Origin of the sequence: Nonomuraea sp. PA05, from assembly GCF_008086045.1 — a bacterium.
In the GTDB taxonomy this organism is placed as follows: Bacteria; Actinomycetota; Actinomycetes; order Streptosporangiales; family Streptosporangiaceae; genus Nonomuraea; species Nonomuraea monospora.
This window is the reverse complement of sequence record NZ_VSEY01000012.1, coordinates 132,325-154,550: the sequence shown is the minus strand read 5'-3', so window position 1 is coordinate 154,550 and position 22,226 is coordinate 132,325. Positions and strand designations below refer to the sequence as shown.

The 22,226-nt window shown below is 72.6% G+C and carries 18 protein-coding genes; 7 read left to right on the top strand and 11 right to left on the bottom strand.

Features of this window, described 5'->3' with window-relative positions; all coding sequences use genetic code 11:
• Positions 1 to 4: 4 nt before the first annotated feature.
• Complete coding sequence (manA, locus tag FXF51_RS20540; RefSeq protein WP_316247627.1) at positions 5 to 1,177, bottom strand: mannose-6-phosphate isomerase, class I; 1,173 nt, start codon at positions 1,175 to 1,177, stop codon at positions 5 to 7.
• A gap of 144 nt (positions 1,178 to 1,321) precedes the next feature.
• Here manA and FXF51_RS20535 point away from each other — a divergent pair, with 144 nt between their 5' ends.
• Complete coding sequence (locus FXF51_RS20535) at positions 1,322 to 1,942, top strand: TetR/AcrR family transcriptional regulator (RefSeq protein WP_148436131.1); 621 nt, start codon at positions 1,322 to 1,324, stop codon at positions 1,940 to 1,942.
• Positions 1,939 to 2,844 carry an ATP-binding cassette domain-containing protein gene (locus FXF51_RS20530; RefSeq protein WP_148436130.1) on the top strand — a complete coding sequence of 302 codons (906 nt, stop codon included), beginning with the start codon at positions 1,939 to 1,941 and terminating at the stop codon, positions 2,842 to 2,844. The genes FXF51_RS20535 and FXF51_RS20530 overlap by 4 nt, the downstream gene beginning before the upstream one ends.
• 22 nt (positions 2,845 to 2,866) lie before the next feature.
• Here the strand turns inward: FXF51_RS20530 and FXF51_RS20525 are convergent, their stop codons facing one another.
• The 5 genes from FXF51_RS20525 to FXF51_RS20505 form a co-directional block, all read right to left on the bottom strand.
• Positions 2,867 to 4,216: a cytochrome P450 family protein gene (locus FXF51_RS20525; RefSeq protein WP_148436129.1), complete on the bottom strand. Its 1,350-nt coding sequence runs from the start codon at positions 4,214 to 4,216 to the stop codon at positions 2,867 to 2,869.
• Positions 4,213 to 5,313: an NAD(P)/FAD-dependent oxidoreductase gene (locus FXF51_RS20520; RefSeq protein ID WP_148436128.1), complete on the bottom strand. Its 1,101-nt coding sequence runs from the start codon at positions 5,311 to 5,313 to the stop codon at positions 4,213 to 4,215. Before FXF51_RS20520 ends, FXF51_RS20525 begins: the two co-directional genes overlap by 4 nt.
• A complete protein-coding gene (locus FXF51_RS20515; RefSeq protein WP_222871383.1) occupies positions 5,310 to 6,236 on the bottom strand; it encodes a hypothetical protein in 927 nt (308 codons plus the stop codon). The genes FXF51_RS20520 and FXF51_RS20515 overlap by 4 nt, the downstream gene beginning before the upstream one ends.
• Before the next feature lie 72 nt (positions 6,237 to 6,308).
• A complete protein-coding gene (locus FXF51_RS20510; protein ID WP_148436126.1) occupies positions 6,309 to 7,289 on the bottom strand; it encodes a hypothetical protein in 981 nt (326 codons plus the stop codon).
• Between the two features lie 68 nt (positions 7,290 to 7,357).
• Entirely contained in the window at positions 7,358 to 7,879 is a 522-nt protein-coding gene (locus FXF51_RS20505) for an RICIN domain-containing protein (RefSeq protein ID WP_148436125.1), read from the bottom strand.
• Between the two features lie 194 nt (positions 7,880 to 8,073).
• On the opposite strand from FXF51_RS20505, the gene FXF51_RS20500 reads away from it, so the two are divergent.
• Both FXF51_RS20500 and FXF51_RS20495 read left to right on the top strand, forming a co-directional pair.
• Complete coding sequence (locus FXF51_RS20500; protein WP_148436124.1) at positions 8,074 to 9,447, top strand: FG-GAP repeat domain-containing protein; 1,374 nt, start codon at positions 8,074 to 8,076, stop codon at positions 9,445 to 9,447.
• Between the two features lie 37 nt (positions 9,448 to 9,484).
• The gene (locus FXF51_RS20495; protein ID WP_148436123.1) at positions 9,485 to 10,825 is read left to right on the top strand and encodes an FG-GAP repeat domain-containing protein; all 1,341 of its coding nucleotides are present in this window, start codon (positions 9,485 to 9,487) and stop codon (positions 10,823 to 10,825) included.
• Here FXF51_RS20495 and FXF51_RS20490 read toward each other — a convergent pair.
• Positions 10,822 to 13,872, bottom strand: a complete 3,051-nt coding sequence (locus FXF51_RS20490) for an AfsR/SARP family transcriptional regulator (protein ID WP_148436122.1) — start codon at positions 13,870 to 13,872, stop codon at positions 10,822 to 10,824. The genes FXF51_RS20495 and FXF51_RS20490 overlap by 4 nt on opposite strands.
• Before the next feature lie 86 nt (positions 13,873 to 13,958).
• Here FXF51_RS20490 and FXF51_RS20485 point away from each other — a divergent pair, with 86 nt between their 5' ends.
• Positions 13,959 to 14,654, top strand: coding sequence for a M15 family metallopeptidase (locus tag FXF51_RS20485; RefSeq protein WP_148436121.1), 696 nt, complete (start codon positions 13,959 to 13,961; stop codon positions 14,652 to 14,654).
• 138 nt (positions 14,655 to 14,792) lie between these two features.
• On the opposite strand, the gene FXF51_RS20480 is transcribed toward FXF51_RS20485, so the two are convergent.
• The 3 genes from FXF51_RS20480 to FXF51_RS20470 all read right to left on the bottom strand — a co-directional run bounded on the left by FXF51_RS20480 (position 14,793) and on the right by FXF51_RS20470 (position 19,153).
• Positions 14,793 to 16,196: a sensor histidine kinase gene (locus FXF51_RS20480; RefSeq protein WP_148436120.1), complete on the bottom strand. Its 1,404-nt coding sequence runs from the start codon at positions 16,194 to 16,196 to the stop codon at positions 14,793 to 14,795.
• Positions 16,197 to 16,393: 197 nt separating this feature from the next.
• The gene (locus tag FXF51_RS20475) at positions 16,394 to 18,244 is read right to left on the bottom strand and encodes a glycoside hydrolase family 15 protein (RefSeq protein WP_262379689.1); all 1,851 of its coding nucleotides are present in this window, start codon (positions 18,242 to 18,244) and stop codon (positions 16,394 to 16,396) included.
• A gap of 102 nt (positions 18,245 to 18,346) precedes the next feature.
• The gene (locus tag FXF51_RS20470) at positions 18,347 to 19,153 is read right to left on the bottom strand and encodes an MBL fold metallo-hydrolase (RefSeq protein ID WP_148436119.1); all 807 of its coding nucleotides are present in this window, start codon (positions 19,151 to 19,153) and stop codon (positions 18,347 to 18,349) included.
• A gap of 133 nt (positions 19,154 to 19,286) precedes the next feature.
• Between FXF51_RS20470 and FXF51_RS20465 the strand changes: the two genes are divergently transcribed.
• On the top strand, positions 19,287 to 20,159 hold the full coding sequence (locus FXF51_RS20465; protein WP_148436118.1) for an aldo/keto reductase: 873 nt from the start codon (positions 19,287 to 19,289) through the stop codon (positions 20,157 to 20,159).
• A 23-nt stretch (positions 20,160 to 20,182) separates the two neighbouring features.
• The gene (locus FXF51_RS20460; RefSeq protein ID WP_148436117.1) at positions 20,183 to 20,812 is read left to right on the top strand and encodes a cysteine hydrolase; all 630 of its coding nucleotides are present in this window, start codon (positions 20,183 to 20,185) and stop codon (positions 20,810 to 20,812) included.
• Positions 20,813 to 21,018: 206 nt separating this feature from the next.
• Here FXF51_RS20460 and FXF51_RS20455 read toward each other — a convergent pair whose 3' ends face one another.
• Complete coding sequence (locus tag FXF51_RS20455; protein WP_262379687.1) at positions 21,019 to 22,134, bottom strand: MerR family transcriptional regulator; 1,116 nt, start codon at positions 22,132 to 22,134, stop codon at positions 21,019 to 21,021.
• Between the last annotated feature and the right edge of the window lie 92 nt (positions 22,135 to 22,226).

Below are 22,226 nucleotides of genomic sequence, written 5' to 3'. Positions count from 1 at the left end.
AGATCTACTTTGTAAAGGCGCCAGGCTGGGCGAGGTAGACCACACCCTTGCCGGAAACCCGCGCCGAGGGAGCGGAGGCGGGGACAAAGGCGGACTGTCCCGGGCGCAGCGTCAGGTCGTCGCCCAGCAGGGCCTCGCCCTCGGTGCACAGCACGATGCCCGGCACTCCGCCGGGCAGCGGGTGAGCGCCGGTCCCGTTCAGTTCGTGGCGGGTGAGGGCGAACTCCGGGGCGGGCGGACGGTAGTCGTAGCCGCCGGAGCCGTCGGACACCGGCTCGACGCGGTGCGGCTCGGACGGGGTGAAGTCCACGACGCGCATGAGCTCGGGCACGTCCACGTGCTTGGAGGTGAGGCCGCAGCGCAGCACGTTGTCGGAGTTGGCCATGATCTCGACGCCGATGCCGCCGAGGTAGGCGTGCGGCACCCCGGCGCCCAGGTAGAGCGCTTCGCCGGGGCGGAGGGTGACGTGGTGGAGCAGGAGTGCGGCGATGACGCCGGGGTCGCCGGGGTAGGCGCGGGCGATGTCGGCGTAGACGGCGAGGTCAGGGTCCTGGGAGGTCAGCAGGGCCGCCTCGGCCTCGGCGCGCAGGGGGCGCGCGGCCTCGTCGAGCATCGCGGCGAACACCTCGCGCAGCGCCTGCCCCGGCTCTCCGGCGCGCAGGGTGTCGAGCCAGGGGCGCAGGCCCGGCACGCCGAGCCGGTCGAGCAGGCCGGCGGCGGCCTCGGGTGAGCGGAAGCCGCACAGCCCGTGGAAGGGCGTCAGCGCGCACACCATCTCGGGCTTGTGCGAGGCGTCCTTGTACGTCCTGGCGTAGTCGTCCAGCGGGACGCCACGCGCGTTCTCGTCGGCGAACCCGGCCTCGGCCTGCGCGGTGGTGGGGTGGACCTGGAGGGACAGGGGCCGCTCGATGGCCAGCACCTTGAGCAGGTACGGCAGGACGGGGCCGAACCGCTCAGCGCAGCGCTCGCCGAGCGTGGCGGCGGGGTCGCGGGCGATGAGCTCGTTCAGCGGGACGCCGCCGACCGTCGAAGGGGCTCCGGGGTGGGCGCCCATCCAGAGCTCCGCCTGCGGCTCGCCGGTCGGCTCGGTGCCGAACAGCTCGGGCATGGCGGTGACCGACCCCCAGTCGTAGGGGCGGATGGTGGTGGCCAGGCGCATGGGCGTGGCGTGTGGCACGGCGGTGGCTCCAATCGTCGTCGTGTGGAGCGTAGAGCGTGGACGTGTCCTGTGTGTGGCCGGGTGCTGGACGAGCGACTATACGTGGGTATAGTTTCCTTCTCGTGAGAACAGTCGGCTGTACGAACGAACAGGAGGGGCGGGGTGACGACGACCGTACCGGACCCTGAGGACCTCACGGCCCGCGCCCGCATCAGGGACGCGGCGCTGCGCCACTTCGGCGAGCACGGCTTCGAGCGGGCCACGATCCGCGGCATCGCCGAGACCGCGGGCGTGTCCCTGGGCCTGGTGCGCCACCACTTCGGCTCCAAGCAGGCGCTGCGCGAGGCGTGCGACGAGCACCTGATGAAGGTCATGCACCGGCTGCACGAGGAGGCCGCGAGCCGGCCGCTGGGCGGGCTCAACCCCGTCGCGGTCATGGGCCCCTACCGCGACTACCTGGCACGGGCGCTGGCCGAGGGGTCGGCGGCGTCGTTCTTCGACGAGATGGTGCGCATCGGGGTGCGGTGGCTGGAGGAGGCCGACAGGAAGCGGCCCGGCCCGCCCGGCGTCTCCCCGCAGGCGCGCGCGACCGTGATCGCCACGATGGCCCTGTCGTTCAGCGTGCTGACGGGGCACGTCGAGCGCGGCCTGGGCGTGTCGCTGGAGACGACCGAGGGCCAGCACGAGCTGCTGCGGGCCGTGCTGTGGGTCTACTCGCACCCGCTGCTCACCCCGGAAGAGGCCGCCGCGGCCGGTGCGGCCCTCGGCAGGAGTGCCTCATGACTGACGCGATCACAGTCTCCGGCCTGCGCAAGCGCTTCGGCCGGACCAGGGCGCTCGACGGGCTCGACCTCACCGTAGGCGCCGGTGAGGTGCACGGCTTCCTCGGCCCGAACGGCGCGGGCAAGTCCACCACGATCCGGATCCTGCTCGGCATGGTACGCGCCGACGGCGGCACCGCCCGGCTGCTGGGCGGCGACCCGTGGACGCGGACGGCCGAGCTGCACCGGCGGCTGGCGTACGTGCCGGGTGACGTCACGCTGTGGCCGGACCTGACCGGCGGCGAGACCATCGACCTGCTCGGCCGGCTGCGCGGCGGGCTGGACCGGCGGCGCAGGGCGGAGCTGGTGGAGCGGTTCGGTCTCGACCCGCGCAAGAGGGGCCGCGCCTACTCCAAGGGCAACCGGCAGAAGGTGGCGCTGGTCGCGGCGCTGGCGTCCGGCGCGGAGCTGCTCATCCTGGATGAGCCGTCCACCGGGCTGGACCCGCTGATGGAGGAGGTGTTCAGGGACTGCGTCAGGGAGGAGCGGCGGCGCAGCGACCGGACGGTGCTGCTGTCGAGCCACCTCCTGGCCGAGGTGGAGGCGCTGTGCGACCGGGTGACGATCGTCCGTGACGGGCGCACGGTGGAGACCGGAACGCTGGCCGGGCTGCGCCACCTGACCCGCACCTCCATCGAGGCCGACCTGGCGGGGCCCGCCGACGGGCTGGCGGACCTGCCAGGCGTGCACGACCTCGCACACGAGGTGGGTGGCCGGGTGCGATTCACCGTGGACACGGCGCAGCTCGACCCGGTGCTGCGCCGGCTCACCGCCGCGGGCGTGCGCGGGCTGGTGAGCCGGCCGCCGACGCTGGAGGAGCTGTTCCTGCGCCACTACGGCACGACCGCCGCCAAGGCGGGCTGAGGCGGCCGGGTGCGGTGCGGGTTCAGCGGGCGCGCGGGCCGAGGACGACCGGCATGGTGCGCGTGCTGTTGCCCAGCAGCGTGTCCAGCGGCGGCAGCTCCTCCACCGGCCGCTCCAGCTCCATGCCGGGAAACGCCTCGAACAACGCCTTGATCGCGATCTCGCCCTCCAGCCTGGCCAGCGGCGCGCCCAGGCAGAAGTGCGGCCCGTGCCCGAAGGCCAGGTGCGTGAACTGCGGGCGGGTGATGTCGAAGACGTGCGCGTCCTCGCCGTACTGGTGCGGGTCCCGCCCGGTGGCGGCGAAGCAGGCCAGTACGGGCTCGCCGCTGCTCAGCCGCACCCCGTCGATCTCGACGTCCCGGACGGCGTACCGCATCGGGAAGTAGGCGATCGGGGAGTCCCAGCGCAGCGTCTCCTCGACCGCGGCGCTGTAGGGGCACTGCCCCGAGCGCAGCAGGTCGAGCTGCCCCCGCTCGGTGAGCAGGGCGCCGATGGCGTTGGTGATCAGGTTGACGGTGGTGACGTGCCCGGCGATGAACAGCAGCTCGATGGTGGCGAACAGCTCGTCCTCCGACAGCCGGCCGCCGTCCTTCTCGTGCAGCGCGAACAGGTCGCTGATGAGGTCCTCGCCGGGCGTGTCGCGGCGCTCCTCGATGATCTGGTCGAGCAGCTCGCGCAGTTCCTTGCGCAGCCCCGGCGAGTCCTCCAGGCCGCCGACCTGGGCGACGGCGTCGGTGAGCCGGTGCAGCTCGTCCTGGTGGGCGGCCGGGATGCCGATCAGCTCGGAGATGACCTCGCGCGGCAGCGGGTAGGCGAACTCCAGCCGCAGGTCCACCGGCCGGTCGGGCGGCAGCTCGGCGAGCCGGTCGATCAGGCGGGCGGTCAGCTCCTCGATGCGCGGGCGCAGGCCGTTCAGGCGTCGCTGGGAGAACGCGGTGGTCAGCGGCATGCGCAGCCGGCGGTGGCGCTCTCCTTCCGCGTTGAGCAGGGACGTGTCGGTGACGATGCGGTCGATGGCCGTGCCGGGCGGCATGGCCTGCCGGGCGTTCCAGTGGCGCAGCTCCCTGGACAGGTCCGGGTGGGTCAGGACGGTCATCACCGTGGCGTAGTGGGTGGCGGCCCAGGCGGGCACGCCCTCGGCGGTGACGGGCACGAGCGGGCCCGCCCGCCGCAGCCGGTCGTTGTCGCCGTGCAGGTCGGCGGTGGCCGGGTCGAGGACGAAACGGTCCTCCCGCCCGGAACGGCCCGCGCCGTCCAGCCGATCGGCGTGCCCGGCGCCGTCGAGGCGGTGGGTGCGGCTGACGTCGTCGAGCCCGCCGGTGTGGTCGGCGCCGTTGAGCCGGTCCGCCTGGCCGGAGCGCTGGTCGGTCATGACACCAGCCCCGTCCGCGCGGGCCCGACCGCCAGCGCCGTCACGTCCATCCCCGGATCCCGGTCCAGGAAGAGATCACGGACCAGCTCCCCGGCGGCGGGCGCGTTGCACAGCCCGTGGCCGGAGAACCCGGTCGCGTACAGGAAGGCAGGCGGCCCGGGCTGGTGCCCGATGAAGGCGGTCTTGTCGGGGCTGGCGTCCCGCAGGCCGGTGACGGCGGTGTGCAGCCCGATCCCGGCCAGGCTCGGGTACGTCTGGGCGAGCCGCACGGCCACGTCCCTGCGCCAGGACTCGCGGTCGGGCCCCGGGTACCCCATGCCGATGAGCAGCCGGTCGTCCCGGTTGCGGATGAGCAGCCCGCTGGCGGCGTGCAGGGTGACCGGGACCTGCGGCGTGCCGGGCGGCAGCGGGTCGGTGGTGAGCAGCTCCTGCTCGATCGGCTCGGTGAGCGGCATGTCCACGCCGGCGCAGCGCACCAGCGAGGCGGACCAGGCGCCGGCGGCGCACACGATCGCGTCGGCGGAGATCTCGCCGTCGGCGGTCTGCACGCGCCCGGCCTCCGGGTCGATGGCGGTGACGGGGCAGCCGGTGCGCAGCGCCGCCCCCGCCTGCTCGGCCGCCTGCGCGTAGGCGGTGACGATGGCGGTGGTGTCGGAGATGTAGGCGTCGGGCGAGTACGCGGCCCCCAGCAGCGGCAGGTCCCCGATGAGCGGGTTGTGCTGTCTGGCCTCTTCCGCGCCGATCAGCTCGACGTCCACGCCGGCGGCGCGCTGGGCGGCCAGGTCGGCGTTGAAGGCGGCGAGCTGGTCGGGCTCGGTGAACAGCACCAGGTAGCCGACCTGCCGCAGCGGCAGCTCGGTGCCCGGCCTGGTGGGGAAGGCCCGGTACGCCTCCAGGCTGCGTACGGCCAGCGACGAGCTGACGGGGTTGCCGGCGAAGTAGGAGCGGACCACGTCGGCGGTGGCGCGGGAGGCGCCGGAGCCGAGGGTGCCGCGTTCCAGCAGCGTCACGTCCTGCCCTGCCTCGGCCAGGTGGAAGGCGATCGACAGCCCGATGACGCCGCCGCCGATCACCACCACCCTGGAGCCGGCGCTCATGTCGCCACCAGCGTTCTGCGCAGGTGGTCGCCCGCCTGCCAGGGGAACAGGTGCAGGTTCCAGCCGCCCAGGCAGTTGCAGTAGAGCGCCATGTGGGCCATGATCGCGACGAAGTCCTCGTGGTCGTCGAGCCGCTCCAGGCCCGACAGCAGCCGCTGGGTGAAGTCCCACAGGCGGTCGAGGCCGCAGTAGCCGAGGAACTCGGCGGGCGTGTGGGCGAGCTGCCTGGTCATCTGGCGCAGCCACGGCATGGGCATGCCGTCGAGGGCGGCGCGGACGAGGCCGCCGTAGCAGCTGTAGCCGAGCGGGCGGGTCTCGCCGTTGACGAACAGCAGCGTGGTCAGCACCGTCTCGTAGCTGCCCGCGCCCGACGGGATGCGGCCCTGGTGCAGGTCGAGCAGCTCCTGCGGCGGGTTCAGCCAGATGCGCTCGGTCTCGGCGTGCACCTCGATGGCGAGCCGGTTGAGCTCGGGGTCGCCGAGCGGCAGGCGGGGCAGCACGTGGCCGCCCTGCTGGCCGGCGCGGCGCACCTCGGCGATGACGGGCTGCTTGGTCTCGTAGACCGAGCGCCACACCTCGTGGCCGGCCTGGGCGAGGGCGTCGAGGTCGGCGTCGGCGACCTTGCCGATCGGGGTGGCCTGCATGGGCTCGGTCAGCTCGCCGTACTTGATGCCTAGGTGCTGCAGCCGCGAGCAGAACAGGGTGCCGTCGGGCACGGTGCGGCGGTCCACCTTGTATTCGGCCGGGGTGTGCAGCAACGAGTACACGGGAGCGACGTGGTACAGGTGGTATCCCGCCACGAGGGCGTGTCCCTGGAGGCTCTGGTAGGGCAGGCCGTCCCACAGGGCCTGGGCCAGGGAGGGGTTGCGCTGGTCGAGTTCGGCGGCCACGGTGATGCCGATGCCGGGCCAGGTGATTTCCACATGCTTAGTATCGTTCACAGTACGTCACTCTAACGTCACACTATGTGGCGATAGAGTGAGGGGCTGGCCGTTTTACCGGGAGATGACCTCACCGGGAATCAGCAGGTCGCGGCTGCGTTCGTCCCCCCAGACGGAGGCGGGATCGACGTACGGGCGGATCAGCTCGGTCAGCGCGGGATCGCCGCGCCCGGTGAGCTCGTCCAGCGCGACCTTGCGGGCGACGCCCGCCATGACGTCGGCGACCTGTACCCGCTCGTCCAGCTCCGAGTCCACCAGGTGCAGCCCGGCCATCCGGCCGCCGAGGAGCTCGCGCATCTGCGCGATCCGCTCGCCGGTCAGCGTGGTCTGCCTGTCGTGCACCACGGTGACGGGCCCGCCCGTGCCCCAGCAGGTGACGGCGCGGACGATCGCGGGGATGAGCGGGTCGAGGGCGGGGAAGACGTACGGGGCCGCCAGCAGCCGCTCGCGGAAGGCGGCCACCCGCGGCCTGGCCCGCCACAGCTCCTGCATGATCTCGCCCGCCTGCCCGTCCGCTCCGCGCAGCGCGTCCACCAGCCGGTACGTCTCCTCGACGGAGGTCGTGACGCCCTGGCCGTTCTTGGCGCGCAGCAGGTAGTTGAACGAGTCGAGCAGGGCCGTCCACCGTCCGTCGCCGAACGCGCGCCGCCCCTCGCGGTAGAGGACGGCGGCCGTGGCGACCGCCCGGGGGTCGAGGCCGAGGCGCGGCTCGTGGTCCTCCTGGAGCAGGCCGGCGACCTTGCCGACGGCGTAGAAGACCTTGTCGGTGAGGAACACGCGCACGTTGCCGAGCACGGGGCCCCGCGGGCCGAGCAGCCACAGCAGGGCGGCGCGGTGCTTGTCGCGCAGCACGTGGCCCGCGCAGTACTGGGAGGCGGGGGTGGGCGCCCGCTCCCGTAGCTCGCCGATGCAGGCGGTGGCGGCCCGCGCGTCCATCAGCACGCTGGCGTGCGTGAAGACGTCGCTGTTGCCGCCGACGAGTTTCTCGCCCTCCGCGCCGGACTCGTCGCACGCGATGTCGAGGGGGTGGGACACGCTTGCGAATCTAGCCGCAGCCGCTGCCTGCTCGCGAGGCGATTTTCAGCGCCTCATGGAGCCGGTTCTCACGAACGGATGAAGAACTGCTGGGCCGCGCTCCCGTTGCAGCGGAAGACGTACAACGGCACCGACGGGGACCCGCCCGGCACGTCGATGCAGTGCGTACGCGTGCCGCTGACGGCGGAGCGGATCTGCTTGGGCGTGGTGTTGTTGAACGATCCCGACCAGACCCACTTCTCGTTGCTGATGGTGTTGCACGGCCACTGGTCGACGCGGCCGAGGTTGACGGCGCCCTCCCTGGCCTCCAGGCACCACCCCGTGCGCTGGTTGAGGAAGCGGTAGGTCGAGGCGCTGCTGCTCTCCTGGAGCGGCAGCCAGTTCTGGCCCGCGCTGCCGTCGCACGGCGCCTGGAAGATCTGGGCGTCGGAGCCGGCGGGGGCGGACGGGTCGGGCTGCAGGCACATCCCGCTCGCGAAGCTGACGATCTTGAAGTAGTTCTGGGCCTGTGCCGCCGTGGTGGATGCCGTGATGAGTCCTGCCGACGCGACGGCGACGGTCAGGACGGCTAAGCCACGTTTGATCGACATGTTCTGCCTCCCGTGTCAAGGGCGAAGGACGCGTCCGCGCCCCTCACTTCCTGTTGGCGTTCCATCCCGTTCCATCCGTGCCGGCGGTCTAAAGGCGCTGAGGACACGTTGCAGGGGATTTCCAGCACGGCTCGGCACTCTGGCGTTGCTCGGGGCCGAACACCGGCCCCATCACTCCCCGGAGGCACACTCCCATGCCGAGCACGTCAGCCCCGGCCCGCCTGCTGGCCGGCCTCGCGTTCGCCGCCGCCACGCTCTCCTTCACCGTCGTGGACGTCGCGGCCACGCCCCAGGCCGCGCACGCCGCGAGCGTCCCCGACGGCAGGATCACCCGCTCGGAGGTGCTGGCGCGCGCCCAGAACTGGGTCGACAGAAACGTCCGCTACAACCTGACGCGCGCCCCAGGCACCCTGGTCACGGACGCGGAGGGGGACGACAAGTACGGCCCGGACTGCTCGGGCCTGGTCTCCATGGCCTGGCACATCACCGCGAACTCCGGCAAGGGCGGCAACAGCACCGTCGACTTCGCCGGCTACGGCGGGAAGGTCACCCTGGGCAGCCTGCACGACCTCAAGCCGGGCGACGCGATCCTGCGCAGCGGGCACATGGAGCTGTTCGCCCGGTGGAAGAACGAGCAGGACCACAGCCAGGGCGCGTGGACCTACTCGCTCAACGGCGGCAGCGACTCCGACGGCGACGGCTGGGAGGACGACTGGGCCAAGGGCCCGAAGGTCAACTCCCACGGCGAACGCGGCGACGAGTCGTGGACGAGCATGCAGAACTACACGCCCATCCGCTACAAGAACATCGTCGACGACAACGCCTCGACGCACGGCGCGGACTTCAACGGTGACGGCATCGGTGACATCTTCTCCGAGGTGACCGGCACGCTGAACATCTGGAACGGCCGGGGCAGCAACAACTTCGCCGCGCGGCTGGAGGTCGGCGGGGGCTGGGCGGCGTTCTCCAAGCCGGTCGCGGGTGACTTCGACAACGACGGGATCAGCGATCTGGCGGCGGTCAAGGACGGCAGCACGCTGTTCATCTGGAACGGTGAGGGCGGCAACGAGTTCGGCGCGGCTGTCGCGGTCGGCGCGGGCTGGGGTCCGTTCGACGGGACGCTGACCTCGGTCGGTGACGTCAACCGGGACGGGCACGACGACCTGGCGGCGATCAAGGACGGCAGCACGCTGCATGTCTGGAACGGCGAGGGCGGCAACGAGTTCGGCCCGGCGGTGGAGATCGGCGCGGGCTGGTCGGCGTTCTCCAAGCCGGTCGGCGGTGACTTCAACAACGACGGCATCGGCGACCTGGCGGCGGTCAAGGACGGCAGCACGCTGTTCATCTGGAACGGCAAGGGTGCCAACAACTTCGGCGCCGCCACGGCGATCGGTGCCGGGTGGGCTCCGTTCGACGGGACGCTGACCTCGCTGGGTGACGTCAACCGCGACGGCCACGACGACCTCGCCGCGATGAGCGACGGCACCCTCTACCTCTGGAACGGCGAGGGCGGCAACGAGTTCGGCGCCGCCACCGCCATCGGCCCCGGCTGGGCCCCCTACTTCTAACCCCGGGCATCCCCTTCACACGATCAGGAGCAAGCACATGCCGTCCATGAAGAAGGCCGTACTGGCCGCCTGCGCGACTCTCACGTTAGCCGCCGCCCCGGCCCAGGCCGGCACCCCCGACGAGCCCGCCGCCGCCTCGCTGACGGCCTCCTACGCCACCGCCCCCTGCGACCCGGACGGCACGACCGGCGCGGACGCCGCGACCGCCACCCGGCTGAACAGCGTGCTGACGGCGAAGATGCGGGGCTACATGAACGCCTACCGCGTCTCGTGCGCCCGCATGGTCGTCGAGGCCGTCCGCGACCGAGGCCTGGCCGAGCGCGCCGCCGTCATCGCGATCGCCACCGTCATCGTGGAGGCGAGCATCCAGAACGTCGCCGAGACCGTCGACCACGACAGCCTCGGCCTCTTCCAGCAGCGCGCGTCCTGGGGCTCGGTCGAGCAGCGGCTCGACCCCACCTGGGCCACCAACGCCTTCCTCAACAAGATGATCAGGCTCTACCCGGGCGACGCGTGGAAGTCGGCCCAGGTCGGCGACGTCTGCCAGGCCGTGCAGGTCTCCGCCTACCCGGACCGCTACCAGGTCCAGGCCGGCGACGCGCAGAAGATCGTCGACGCCCTCTGGAGCCCGGCCGGCAGGGCAGGCGCGGACTTCAACGGTGACGGTATCGGTGACATCTTCTCCGAGGTGACCGGCACGCTGAACATCTGGAACGGCCGGGGCAGCAACAACTTCGCCGCGCGGCTGGAGGTCGGCGGGGGCTGGGCGGCGTTCTCCAAGCCGGTCGCGGGTGACTTCGACAACGACGGGATCAGCGACCTGGCGGCGATCAAGGACGGCAGCACGCTGTTCATCTGGAACGGCGAGGGCGGCAACGAGTTCGGCGCGGCTGTCGCGGTCGGCGCGGGCTGGGGTCCGTTCGACGGGACGCTGACCTCGGTCGGTGACGTCAACCGGGACGGGCACGACGACCTGGCGGCGATCAAGGACGGCAGCACGCTGCATGTCTGGAACGGCGAGGGCGGCAACGAGTTCGTCCCGGCGGTGGAGATCGGCGCGGGCTGGTCGGCGTTCTCCAAGCCGGTCGGCGGCGACTTCAACAACGACGGCATCGGCGACCTGGCGGCGGTCAAGGACGGCAGCACGCTGTTCATCTGGAACGGCAAGGGTGCCAACAACTTCGGCGCCGCCACGGCGATCGGTGCCGGGTGGGCTCCGTTCGACGGGACGCTGACCTCGCTGGGTGACGTCAACCGCGACGGCCACGACGACCTCGCCGCGATGAGCGACGGCACCCTCTACCTCTGGAACGGCGAGGGCGGCAACGAGTTCGGCGCCGCCACCGCCATCGGCCCCGGCTGGGCCCCCTACTTCTAGGCCGGTGATCGCAGGGCCGGACCCTTCCCCGGGTCCGGCCCTTCGCTCTGCCCGTACGTCACGGCCTTGAGCTCGCCGGCCTCCCGCGCGCCGTGGCGCGCGAAGACGGCGGCGGCCTCCGCGATCACCAGCTCCGCCACCGCACCGTCGCCCCGCGCGGCCAGCACCGCCGCCAGATCCCGCTTGGCCCTGGCCACCGGAAGCGGCGTCCGCAACTCCTCCGAGATGGCGATCGACCGCAGCAGATGGGCCTCGGCCAGATCGAGCTGCCCGTTCGCCAGGTGCAGCTCGCCGATGGTGCGCTGCAGCAAAGCCTCGCCGAACCGGTCGAAATGATTCCTGCACACCTCCAGAGCATCGACGAGCAGCGGCAGGCCGGCGCCGTCCCCCTGCCGGATCCTCGCCTTCACCAGGGACTGCACCGCGAAGGCGGCCAGATGAGAGTCACCGATGGCACGGAACAGCTCCAGAGCCTGAGCGCTCAGCCCGGCGGCCACCGCGTAGTCGCCCAGCGCGCGATGGACGAGGCTCGTGGTGCGCAGCGTGAGCGCCTCACCCCGCCGGCTGCCCACCCGCCGGTACGCCTCCAGCGCCTGGTCGAGCAGCGGCCACGCGGCCTCGTACGCCCCCAGTTCGAGATGGATGGCGGCGGCCATCCGCGAGGTCGCGCCGATCGCGGTGTGGTCGCCCAGCCCGCGGAAGATCGCCGTGGACCGGGTCAGGTACCCGAGCCCCTCCCGCATCCGGCACTGTTCGCGGCACGCGCCGCCCATGCCCGCGAGCGCGACCGCCTCGCCCCTGACGTCGCCGGTCGCGGCGAACAGCGGCAGGGCCGCGGACAGGTACTCGTGCACCTCGTCGAAGCGGTCCAGCCGGTAGTGGATGTGACCCAGCCCGGCGAGCAGGAGCGCCTCCCCGGAGCGGTTCCCGGCGCGGCGGGCCGCCGCCAGCGCGGCCTGATGGCTGGCGTGCCACTCGCCGCGCCGGTTGGCGTCGAAGACGTGCGAGAACGACAGCGCCGCGGCCAGGTCGCAGGCGGCGACGTCCAGGTTCATGGCCGCGGCGCGGGACACGGCCACCGTCAGGCCGGGCGCCTCGGCGTCCAGCCAGGCGGCGGGGTCCGCCGCCGCCCGTTCGGCGACGAGCCCGTCCACCGGGCGGGCCGAGGCGTAGCCGCCGCGCAGGACCACCTCGCCGGACGGCGTGCGGGCGCCGATCGTGTCGACCAGCCACAACCAGCTCCCGAGAGTACGTGTGACGGCCGCCGCCCGCTCGGCCGCGGTGTCGTCCGTCTCCGCGCACTCGGCGGCGAACACGCGAAGCAGGTCGTGCAGCCGGTAGCGGGGCTGGCCGGTGGCGTCGATCGCGGTGAAGTCCACGAGCTGGGCGTCCACCAGGCGCTCGGCGACGTCGTCGGCGTCCGCCGCAGGCACGTCGAGCAGCGGGGCGATGATCCACGGCGCGAAGTCGGGCACCCCCAGCAGGCCGAGCCGGCGGAACGCCGTCCTGGCCTGCTCGTCCAGCAGCCGGTAGCTCAGGCTGACACTGGCGCGGACCTCCACGTCCCCGGCGGTGAGCTCGTCCAGCCTGCGGCGCTCGTCGGTGAGCCTGACGGCCATCGTGGCCAGCGCCCAGTGCCGCCGCGTGGCCAGCCGCGCGCCGACGGTACGCACGGCCAGGGGCAGCAGGCCGCACAGCCGGACGATCTCGCGGGCGGCCTCCGGCTCGGCGGCGACCCGGTCGGCCCCGGCGACGGCCCCGAACAGGGCGAGGGCGGCGTCGCCGTCCAGCATGTCGAGGTCCACCAGTTGCGCGCCCGCCAGGCCGGCCAGCCGGCCACGCGAGGTGACCAGCACCGCGCAGCCCGCCTCGCCCGGCAGCAGCGGCCGGATCTGCTGCTCGCTCCTGGCGTCGTCCAGCACCACCAGCACCTGCCGCTGCGCGAGCAGGCTGCGGTAGAGGTCGGCCCGCTCCGCCGCCGACTCGGGCTGCGCCTCGTGCTCGACGCCGAGCGCCCGCAGGAAACGGCCGAGCACCTCCTGGTCGGTGGCCGGGGTGTCGCTCGTGCCGCGCAGGTCGGCGAAGAGCTGGCCGTCAGGGAAACGCTCGGCCACCCGGTGCGCCACGTGGACCGTCACGGCGCTCTTGCCCACCCCGCCCTTGCCCGAGACGATCACCACGGGCGGAGCCGTACGGCTCGCGGACAGCAGCTTCGTCAGCTCACCGACCACGTCGGCCCGGCCCGTGAAGTCCGGCACGTCCGGGGGGAGCTGCTTGGCCACGAACTGCCGCCTCAGGTACGGCGGCGCCGCGCCGGACAGCGACGGATCACCCCGCAGGACGGCCTCCTGCAACGCCCGTAACTCCGGGCCGGGATCCAGCCCCAGCTCCTCGGCCAGCCTTACCCGCCCTTCGTCGAACACCGCCAGCGCCTCGGCCGAACGGCCCAGCCGGTACAGCGTCGTCATGAGCTGGCCGCGGATCCGTTCCCGCGTCGGATGCGCGGCGACCAGCGCGGTCAGCTCCGCCACCAGGTCGCCGTGCCGGTCCAGCAGCAGCTCGGCGGCGATGCGCTCCTCCACGGCGGCCAGGCGCAGCTCCTCCAGCCTGGCCGCCTCCGCCTGCAGCGCCTCGCCGATCCCGCCCAGCGCGGGGCCGCGCCACAGCCCGGCGGCGGCGCGCAGCGCCTGCTCGGCGTCCTCGTACCTGCCCGCCTCCGCGGCCAGCCGCCCATCGGCGACCAGCTGCTCGAACACCTGGAGGTCGAACCGCTCGCCGTCCAGCCGCAGCAGATAACCCGGCGGGCGCGTCACGATCACCTCCGGCCGCAGCCTGCGCCGCAACGCGGACACGTACGTCTGGATCAGGTCCCGCGCGGTCCCCGGCGCACGGTCGCTCCAGATCAGGTCCACCAGCCGATCGACCGACACCACCCGGCCGGGCGACAGGAGCAGCGACGCGAGCAGCGCCCGCGGCTTGGGGCCGCCCAGCGGCACCCGTTCCGCTCCGTCCCACACCTCGACGGGCCCGAGCAGGCGAAATTCCATCGATACCTCGCATCCGTGGAATTGCAGCGAACTTACAGCGGGCCCCCTCATGCTCGATCGAAAACACGAGCGAAGGACCGTAGGACATGACAGCTGAACCGATCGTGCTGATGTCGGACCGCCGGCTTCTGGCGATCCCGGTGATCGAGTGCGGCGAACCCCTGTTCGACCTGCACAAGGTGCCGGAACTGGCGCTCGACGCCCGCCAGGCCGACCCCGCCGGCGCGTACGCCCGGCTACGCATCGGCCTCGTCGACCGGCTGCTGTCCGCGCAGGAGCTCCTGCCCGCCCGGCACCGCCTGCTGATCGTCGAGGGCTACCGGCCGCTGTCGCTGCAGCGGCACTACTTCACCCGGTACGCCGCCGAGCTCCGTGACGCCAACCCCTCCTGGAGCGAGGAGCACCTCCACGTCCAGGCCAGCCGCTCGCTCGCGCCGCCCGAGGTGGCGCCGCACGTGTGCGGGGCCGCCGTCGACCTCACCCTGATCGACGCCACCGGCGCCGAACTCGACATGGGCACCCCCGTGAACGCCGGACCGGAGGAGAGCGGCGGCGCCTGCTACACGCACCATCCGGCGATCTCCTCCCAGACGCGGGCCAACAGACGCCTGCTCGCTCAGGCCATGAGCGCGGCAGGGTTCATCAACTATCCGACCGAGTGGTGGCACTGGTCCTACGGCGACAGGTACTGGGCACTCACGACGGGAGCCCCCGCGGCCCTCTACGGGCCGCTCGACTGGAACGGCCCAGCAGAGGACGGCACGTCGGGGCACCCGTCGTGACACCCGCGCCCGCAGCCAGGATGCGCGGTACGTCACGTTACGGGGTTGCGGTATGCGGGGGGTATATCTGACCTTTGTCCTGGTCTGCTCCCGCCGGCCCCTCTGCGGCGTCGCGGGACGACCGGTCGAGCCCCTGACTCAGGAGTCCGGTCCCGGCACCGGCAGGCGCAGCACGAAGCGGGTGCCGCGCGGGCAGTTCTCCACGGTGAGGGATCCGCCGTGGGCCAGGCAGGTCTCCCTGCTGATGGCCAGCCCGAGCCCGCTGCCACCCGGATCGAGCCGCCGCCCCTCCGGCAGCCGGACGAAGGCGTCGAAGACCCGCTCGCGATCCTCCGGGTCGATGCCGACGCCGTCGTCCTGCACGGTCACCTCGGCCTGGTCGCCCACCTGCTCGACCGTGACGTGGACGTGCGTGCGGGCGTGCCGCCGCGCGTTCGCCAGCAGGTTGTTCAGCACCCGGCCGAGCTGCACCCGCGACCCCCGCACCCGCGGGCGGGAGGCCGCCCGCAGCCGGATCGGGATGCCGTCCGGCGGGAGGGCGGCCAGCTCCTCCTCGACCACGGAGACCAGGTCGAGCTCGTGGTAGGCCTCCAGCGGGGCGTCCTTGACCCGGGTGTAGGCCAGCAGGTCGTCGATGATCGCCTCGAGGCGTTCCGTGCTGTGCAGCGCGTTCCGCAGCGCCGAGCCCGCGTCCACGTCGGCGGGGTACATGAGCGCCTCCTCCAGCTGGGTGCGCAGCGCCGTGACGGGCGACCTCAGCTCGTGCGACGCCAGCGACGCGAACCGGTGCCGCGCCTTCACCGCCTTCTCCAGCCGGTCGAGGTAGGAGTTGGAGGCGTGGGCGAACTCGGCGATCTCGTCGTCGTGCAGCGGCGTCGGCACCCGCATGGACAGGTCCTTCGCCGTCGCCTCGCGCATCCTCGTGCTGATCGCCCGCACCGGACGCAGCGTCCGGTCCACCACCACGCGGGTGGCCCACGCCGCCACCGCCGAGGCGACCAGGACCGCGGCGCCGAGGCCGACCTGCATGTACGGCTTGGCCAGGGCGACGGGCTGCACCGCGCCGGCGTAGATGTAGTGCGGCCCGTTCTTCAGCGGCGCGTCGGGCATCTGCGGGTCGAGCAGCAGGACCGTGACGAGCAGGCACGCGTCCGTACGCCACGGCGGGCACACCGTCAGGTCCTGCATGCCGTCACCCGGGACGGGTTTGACCGTGCTCAGCGCCGCCCTGCCGGACGCCGCGAGGTTGGACGCCACCACCCGGCCCCGGGAGTCGACGAGCTGCAGGTACCTGACGTGCACGGTCGACTTGCCCGGCCTGGGCGCGGGGATGTAGCCGGGCCGCATCCTGCTGACCCAGTCGACGATGGCCAGATGCAGGTCCTCGAAGACCTCCGTCGCGATGCTGTGGCGGACGCCGGAGACGGTCAGGGCGCCGACCGCCGTGAGCACCACCAGGAACAGCGCTCCGACGGCGAGGGAGAAGCGCGCGCGGATCGAGCGCGGGTACGGCAAGCGGCCTCTGCTCGCCTTCGACGACATGCGCCCCCTCTCCCTACCCCCCTCGGTCAGCTCTCGGGCCAGCGGCGGAGCCGTCACGTCGTAGCAGCGCGCCGGCGCCGGCTCCTCTCCTGGCGGACGCGTCCGGTATGACCGATGCCCGCGGCAGGCCTGCCTGCATCGCGCCGCGACGGGTCTTTACGGTCGCGGGCGCAAACCTAGAAGCGCCGCCCGGGACGTCAGCCGAGCGCGTGGTCGAGGTTGAAGGCCGCGCTGATCAGCGCGAGGTGCGTGAAGGCCTGCGGGAAGTTGCCGAGCTGCTCGCCGGTGTGCGCGATCTGCTCGGCGTACAGGCCGAGATGGTTGGCGTAGGTGAGCATCTTCTCGAACGCCAGCCGGGCCTCGTCGATGTGGCCGGCGCGGGCCAGCGCCTCCACGTACCAGAACGAGCAGATGGAGAACGTGCCCTCCTGCCCTTCGAGGCCGTCCGGGCTGAGCTCGGGGTCGTAGCGGTAGACGAGGGAGTCGGAGACCAGGGTGTCGCCGAGCGCGTCCAGGGTGGACAGCCACTTGGGGTCGGTCGGCGAGACGAACTTGGCCAGCGGCATCATCAGCACGGCCGCGTCCAGCACCTCGTCGTCGAAGTGCTGGACGAAGGCCTGCAGCCGCTCCGACCAGCCGTGCCGCATGATGTCGCGGTAGATGGCGTCGCGGCTCTCGCGCCAGCGCGGGATGTCGGCAGGCAGGCCGCGCTGCAGCGCCACCCGCATGGCGCGTTCGATCGCGACCCAGCACATCAGGCGGGAGTAGGTGAAGTTCCTGCGCCCGCCGCGGGTCTCCCAGACGCCCTCGTCGGGCTGGTCCCAGTTGTCGCAGACCCAGTCGGCCAGCGTGCACAGCTCGTCCCAGCGGCGGCTGGAGATGGGCGTGCCCCACTTGTTGTACAGGTAGATGGAGTCGATGAGCGCGCCGTAGATGTCGAGCTGGAGCTGGTCGACGGCGGCGTTGCCGATCCTGACGGGCCGCGAGCCCCGGTAGCCCTCCAGGTGGGGCAGCTCCTCCTCGGGCAGGTCGTTGCGGCCGTCGATGCCGTACATGATCTGCAGCGGCCCGCCGGGGCCCGGCCGCTCCAGCCGGACGTGCTCGTCCAGGAAGCCCATGAACGCCTCGGCCTCCTCGGTGAAGCCCAGCCGCAGCAGCGCGTAGACGCAGAACGCGGCGTCGCGCACCCACACGTAGCGGTAGTCCCAGTTGCGCCGGCCGCCGATCCGCTCGGGCAGGCTGGTCGTGGGCGCGGCGATGATGCCGCCGGTCGGCGCGTACGTGAGCAGCTTGAGCGTGAGCGCCGAGCGGTGCACCACCTCCCGCCACCGGCCCCGGTAGCGGGAGGCCGACAGCCACCTGCGCCAGAACCCGACCGTGCCGGTGAACAGCTCCTCGGCCTCCTCCAGCGGGCAGCCGCGCGCCTCGACGCCGGGGGAGAGCTGGTCGAGGGCGAACACCGCGAACTCGCCCTCGCGCAGCACGAACCGGCTGGACGCGTCGCGGCCGTCGTGCTCGACGGGGACGCTGGAGGTGAGCACCAGCGTGAGCTGCGGCGACTCGAAGAATGTCAGCTCGCCGTCCTGGGTGATGGTGTGCGGGCGGCGGGCGTAGTCGAAGCGGGGCGCCACCAGGGCGCGGAACGGCAGTGTGCCGCGCACGCAGGTGACTCGCCGGATCAGCCGGTGCCGGTCGCTCTCCGAGTCGCCGTCCGCGACGGGCATGAAGTCCTGGATCTCGCCCACGCCGTCGTCGGCGAAGAAGCGGGTGATCAGCACGTTGGTGTCGGGGAAGTAGAACTGCTTGGTGGTGTACGGGACGTCGGCCGCCAGCTCGAAACAGCCGCCCCGGTCGGCGTCCAGGAGCGAGCCGAACACCGATGGGGCGTCGAAGCGGGGGCAGCAGTACCAGTCGATGGTGCCGTTGGTGCCCACGAGCGCGACCGTGCGCAGGTCGCCGATCAGGCCGTGCTCGCCGATCGGCAGGTAACGCGGATCGCCGGGGTGGCCGTGGCCGTCGTTCTCCGGCATGGTGCTGTCTGCCTGCATGTTCTCAGCGTAAGCAGTGACGGGCGGCGCGTCGCGGGGCGCGCTCGACGTTCCAGGCAGGCCGGCGGACTTCGAGCGGGCGCGCTCGCAGGTTGCGGCGGGTCAGCGGCGCAGGCGGATCCAGGTGCCGTGCGTCGCCGTGCGCAGGCGCGCGGACAGGCCGGCCTCGTCGAAGGCCGTCTCCAGGTCGGTCAGCCCTTCGGAGAAGTGCGCCCAGCCGTCGTAGTGCGCCGGGATCACCAGCTCCGCGTCCAGGACGGCCGCGGCGGCAGCGGCCCGCCGGCTGTCCAGGGACAGGGGACGGCCGCCGAACTTCGCCGGCACCCTGGCCGCCCCCGCGTGCAGCACGGCCACGTCGATGGCGGGCAGGCGCCGGGCGATCTCCGCCACGGTGCGGATCGAGGCGTTGTCGCCGCTCAGGTAGACCGTGGGCAGCCCCTCTCCGGACAGCACGAACCCGGTCACCTCGCAGTTGACGTGGCCGTCGGCGTCGCGATCGCCGTCCTCGGGGCCGTGCACGGCGGGAACCGCGAGGACGGTGAGCGCCCCGCCCCCGTCACCGCGCGGCACATCGCGGCTCTCCCAGGGCGCGAGGCCGGCCGCCGGGCCGCCGAGCCGCTCCGCGGAGCGCGGGCCGGTGAGCACCAGCGGCGCCGCCCCGGCGAACGCGCGGCCGCGCTCGTCGAGGTTGTCCGCGTGCAGGTCATGGCTGACCAGCACCACGTCCACCGCGCCCAGGGCGTCCTCGGTGACGGCCGGGCCGGCCGTCTTCGTCAGATATCCGTGCGGACCGGCCTCGTCGAACGTCGGGTCACTGACCAGGCGCAGCCCGCCGAGGTCGATGACCGCCGTGGGCCCGCCCAGAACGGTGATCGCACATTCCTGCCGTGCCGGCGTTGTCGTGGTCATCGTGATGGCCAGCGTAACAACGCCTTTCCCGCGCAGCCGTCCGTGGAAGGGGCTTTGCCGGATGTTGAGGTAAGGCGGGGAAATCATGGGGCAGGCGCGGGAGGTGGCGGGCAAGCAGAGAGAGGAGACTCCGATGACTTCTGTGACGGCCGGCGCTTCCGGCCAGTTCGCGATGGAGAACACCCTGCGCGTCAACCGGCTCGGCTACGGCACCATGCAGCTCACCGGCCGCGGCGTGTGGGGGCCTCCGGCCGATCCCGACGAGGCCGTGCGGGTGCTGCGCCGCGCGGCGGAGCTCGGCGTGACGCTCTTCGACACCGCCGACTCCTACGGCCCGGCGGTCGCCGAGCCGCTGCTGCGTCGCGCGCTCGCCCCGTACGGCGAGGACGTCGTCATCGCCACCAAGGCGGGGCTCACCCGGCAGGGCCCCGACCAGTGGGCACCCGTCGGCAGACCCGCCTACCTGCGCCAGCAGTGCGAGATGAGCCTGCGCATCCTCGGCGTGGACCGGATCGCGCTGTTCCAGCTGCACCGCGTCGACCCGGAGGTGCCGCTCGAAGACCAGGTGGGCGAGCTGAAGGCGCTGCGGGACGAAGGGAAGATCGCGCACATCGGCCTGTCGGAGGTGAGCGTCGAGCAGATCGAACAGGCTCGCGCCGTCGCCCCGATCGCGTCCGTGCAGAATCTGTACAACCTGGCCGACCGCTCGGCCGAGCAGGTGCTCGACCACTGCGAACGCAACGACATCGCCTTCATCCCGTGGTTCCCGCTGGCCACCGGCGGCCTGGCGCAGCCCGGCGGGCCGATCGCCGTCCTCGCCTCCCGGATGTCGGCCACGCCGTCACAGCTCGCCCTCGCGTGGCTGCTCCACCGCTCACCCGTCATGCTGCCCATTCCGGGCACGTCGTCGGTCGAGCATCTGGAGCAGAACGTGGCCGCCGCCGGGCTGCGGCTCAGCGAGGACGACCTCGCCGAACTGACGGCGGCCGTCACCTCGCGGGCCTGACCATCGCATCGGAGCATCGAACCATGTCCGAGCAATACGATCCCCGCCGCACGGCCGTGCTGCTGGTGGACCCGTACAACGACTTCCTGTCCGAGGGCGGCAAGGTCTGGCCGCGTGTGGCGGCCGTGGCGGAGCAGGTCGGGCTGCTCGGCCACCTGCGCGCCGTGGTCGCCGCCGCCCGCGACGCGGGCATCCGGGTGATGTTCGTCCCGCACCGCCGCTGGGAGCCCGGCGACTACGAGACGTGGAACCACCCCAACCCCACCCAGCGCGGCATCATGGAGCGGCACAGCTTCGCCCGCGGCACCTGGGGCGGGGAGTTCCACCCCGACTTCCAGCCGCGGCCCGGCGACGTCGTGGCCAGGGAGCACTGGGCGCAGAGCGGCTTCGCCAACACCGACCTGGACTTCCAGCTCAAGCAGCACGGCGTCAGCCACGTCGTGCTCATCGGGCTGCTCGCCAACACTTGCATCGAGTCGACCGGGCGGTTCGCGATGGAGCTCGGCTACCACGTCACGCTGGTGCGGGACGCGACGGCGGCGTTTCTGCCCGAGATGCTGCACGCCGCGCACGTACTGAACGGCCCCACCTTCGCCCACGCCATCACCACCACCGGCGAGCTCACCGCCGCCTTCGCCGCGACGCACACCTGAACCAGCCGGGGCCCAGCCGCCGCACGGCCCAGACGACGCACGGCCCAGCCGCCGCACGGCCGAGTCGACCAGGGCCTCAGCCGACGCACGGCCGAGTCGGCCGCTCGGGCAACGAGGCCGCTCGGGCAACGAGGCCACTCAGGCAACGAGGCCACTCAGGCAACGAGGCCGCTCGGGCAACGAAGCCGCTCAGGCAACGTGGCCGCTCAGGCGACGAGCAGGCGCAGGCCGAGGTCCGCCGCGTCGAGCTCGGCGAGGTCGCTGTTGCGTTCGGCCCACCGCCCGGAGCCGAGGTCGTCGCCCAGGCTGCGCACCGCCCGCCGCTCGGCTTCCGGCCCCACCCTCGCCCACACCGACACCGCCCGGCGCACCCGATCATCCAGGTACGCCTCCGGCCGCCGCCAGTACGCCTCGAACAGGCCGTCGGCGCAGTCCCACGGAATGGGCACCGGCTCGGCGCGCCCGCCGATCGCGTCGGCCATCCCGGCCAGCGAGGGGAACGCCGACAGGACGCCGGCGAACTCCGGCAGGTAGTCGCGGGTGAGCCAGAACCGGTCCTGCCATCCCGGCTCGTCGGTGTCGAACGTGAGCACCACCACCCGCCGGGCCACCCGCCGCATCTCACGCAGCCCCGCGATCGGATCACCCCAGTGATGGACGGTGGACACGGCCATCGCGGCGTCGAACGACCCGTCGTCGAACGGCAGGCTCTCCGCCGCGGCGGCCACACACGGCGCCGAACCGGCGGGCCGCTGCCCCCGCATCACCGCCGACGGCTCCACCGCCGTCACGGCGCGATCCACCGGCTCGTACGAGCCGGTGCCGGCCCCGACGTTCAGCACGGTCCGCGCGTCGCCGAGCGCGTCCCAGATCCGCGCGGCGAAGCGCGGCTCGGTGCGCCGTGTCGCGGTGTAGGCGCCGCCGATCGCGTCGTACAGCCGTGCGCCGAGCATCCCCAGTTGCTCCTCCGGTGTCACCTTCAGCCCTTTCGCTCGTGCGGTGAGTTCCCTGTCGATGGCCGCCACCATGGCGTCGGCGCGGTCGCGCCGTTCCAGCAGCAGGCCGCGCAGCCGGCGCAGGTGCGCGACCGCGTCGGTGGAGGGGTCGCCGACCAGGCCCGCGACTTCGCGCAGGCCGAAGCCCAGCCGCCGGTAGGCCAGCACCTCGCGCAGCCGCTGCACGTCGGCCGGCGAGTAGGCCCGGTAACCGGCCGGGGTGCGCGCCGACGGCCGGACGAGCCCGATGTCGTCGTAGTGGTGCAGTGTCCGCACGCTCACGCCGGCCAGCCGGGCCACGTGCCCCACGGTCCAGTGATCCTCCACGGCATCGACTATGCCGCCTGACGCCACGTGAGGGTCAAGCGCTCCCAACGGCCCCGCTCCTCCCGTCCTGTTGACCAGCGGCCAATAAACTG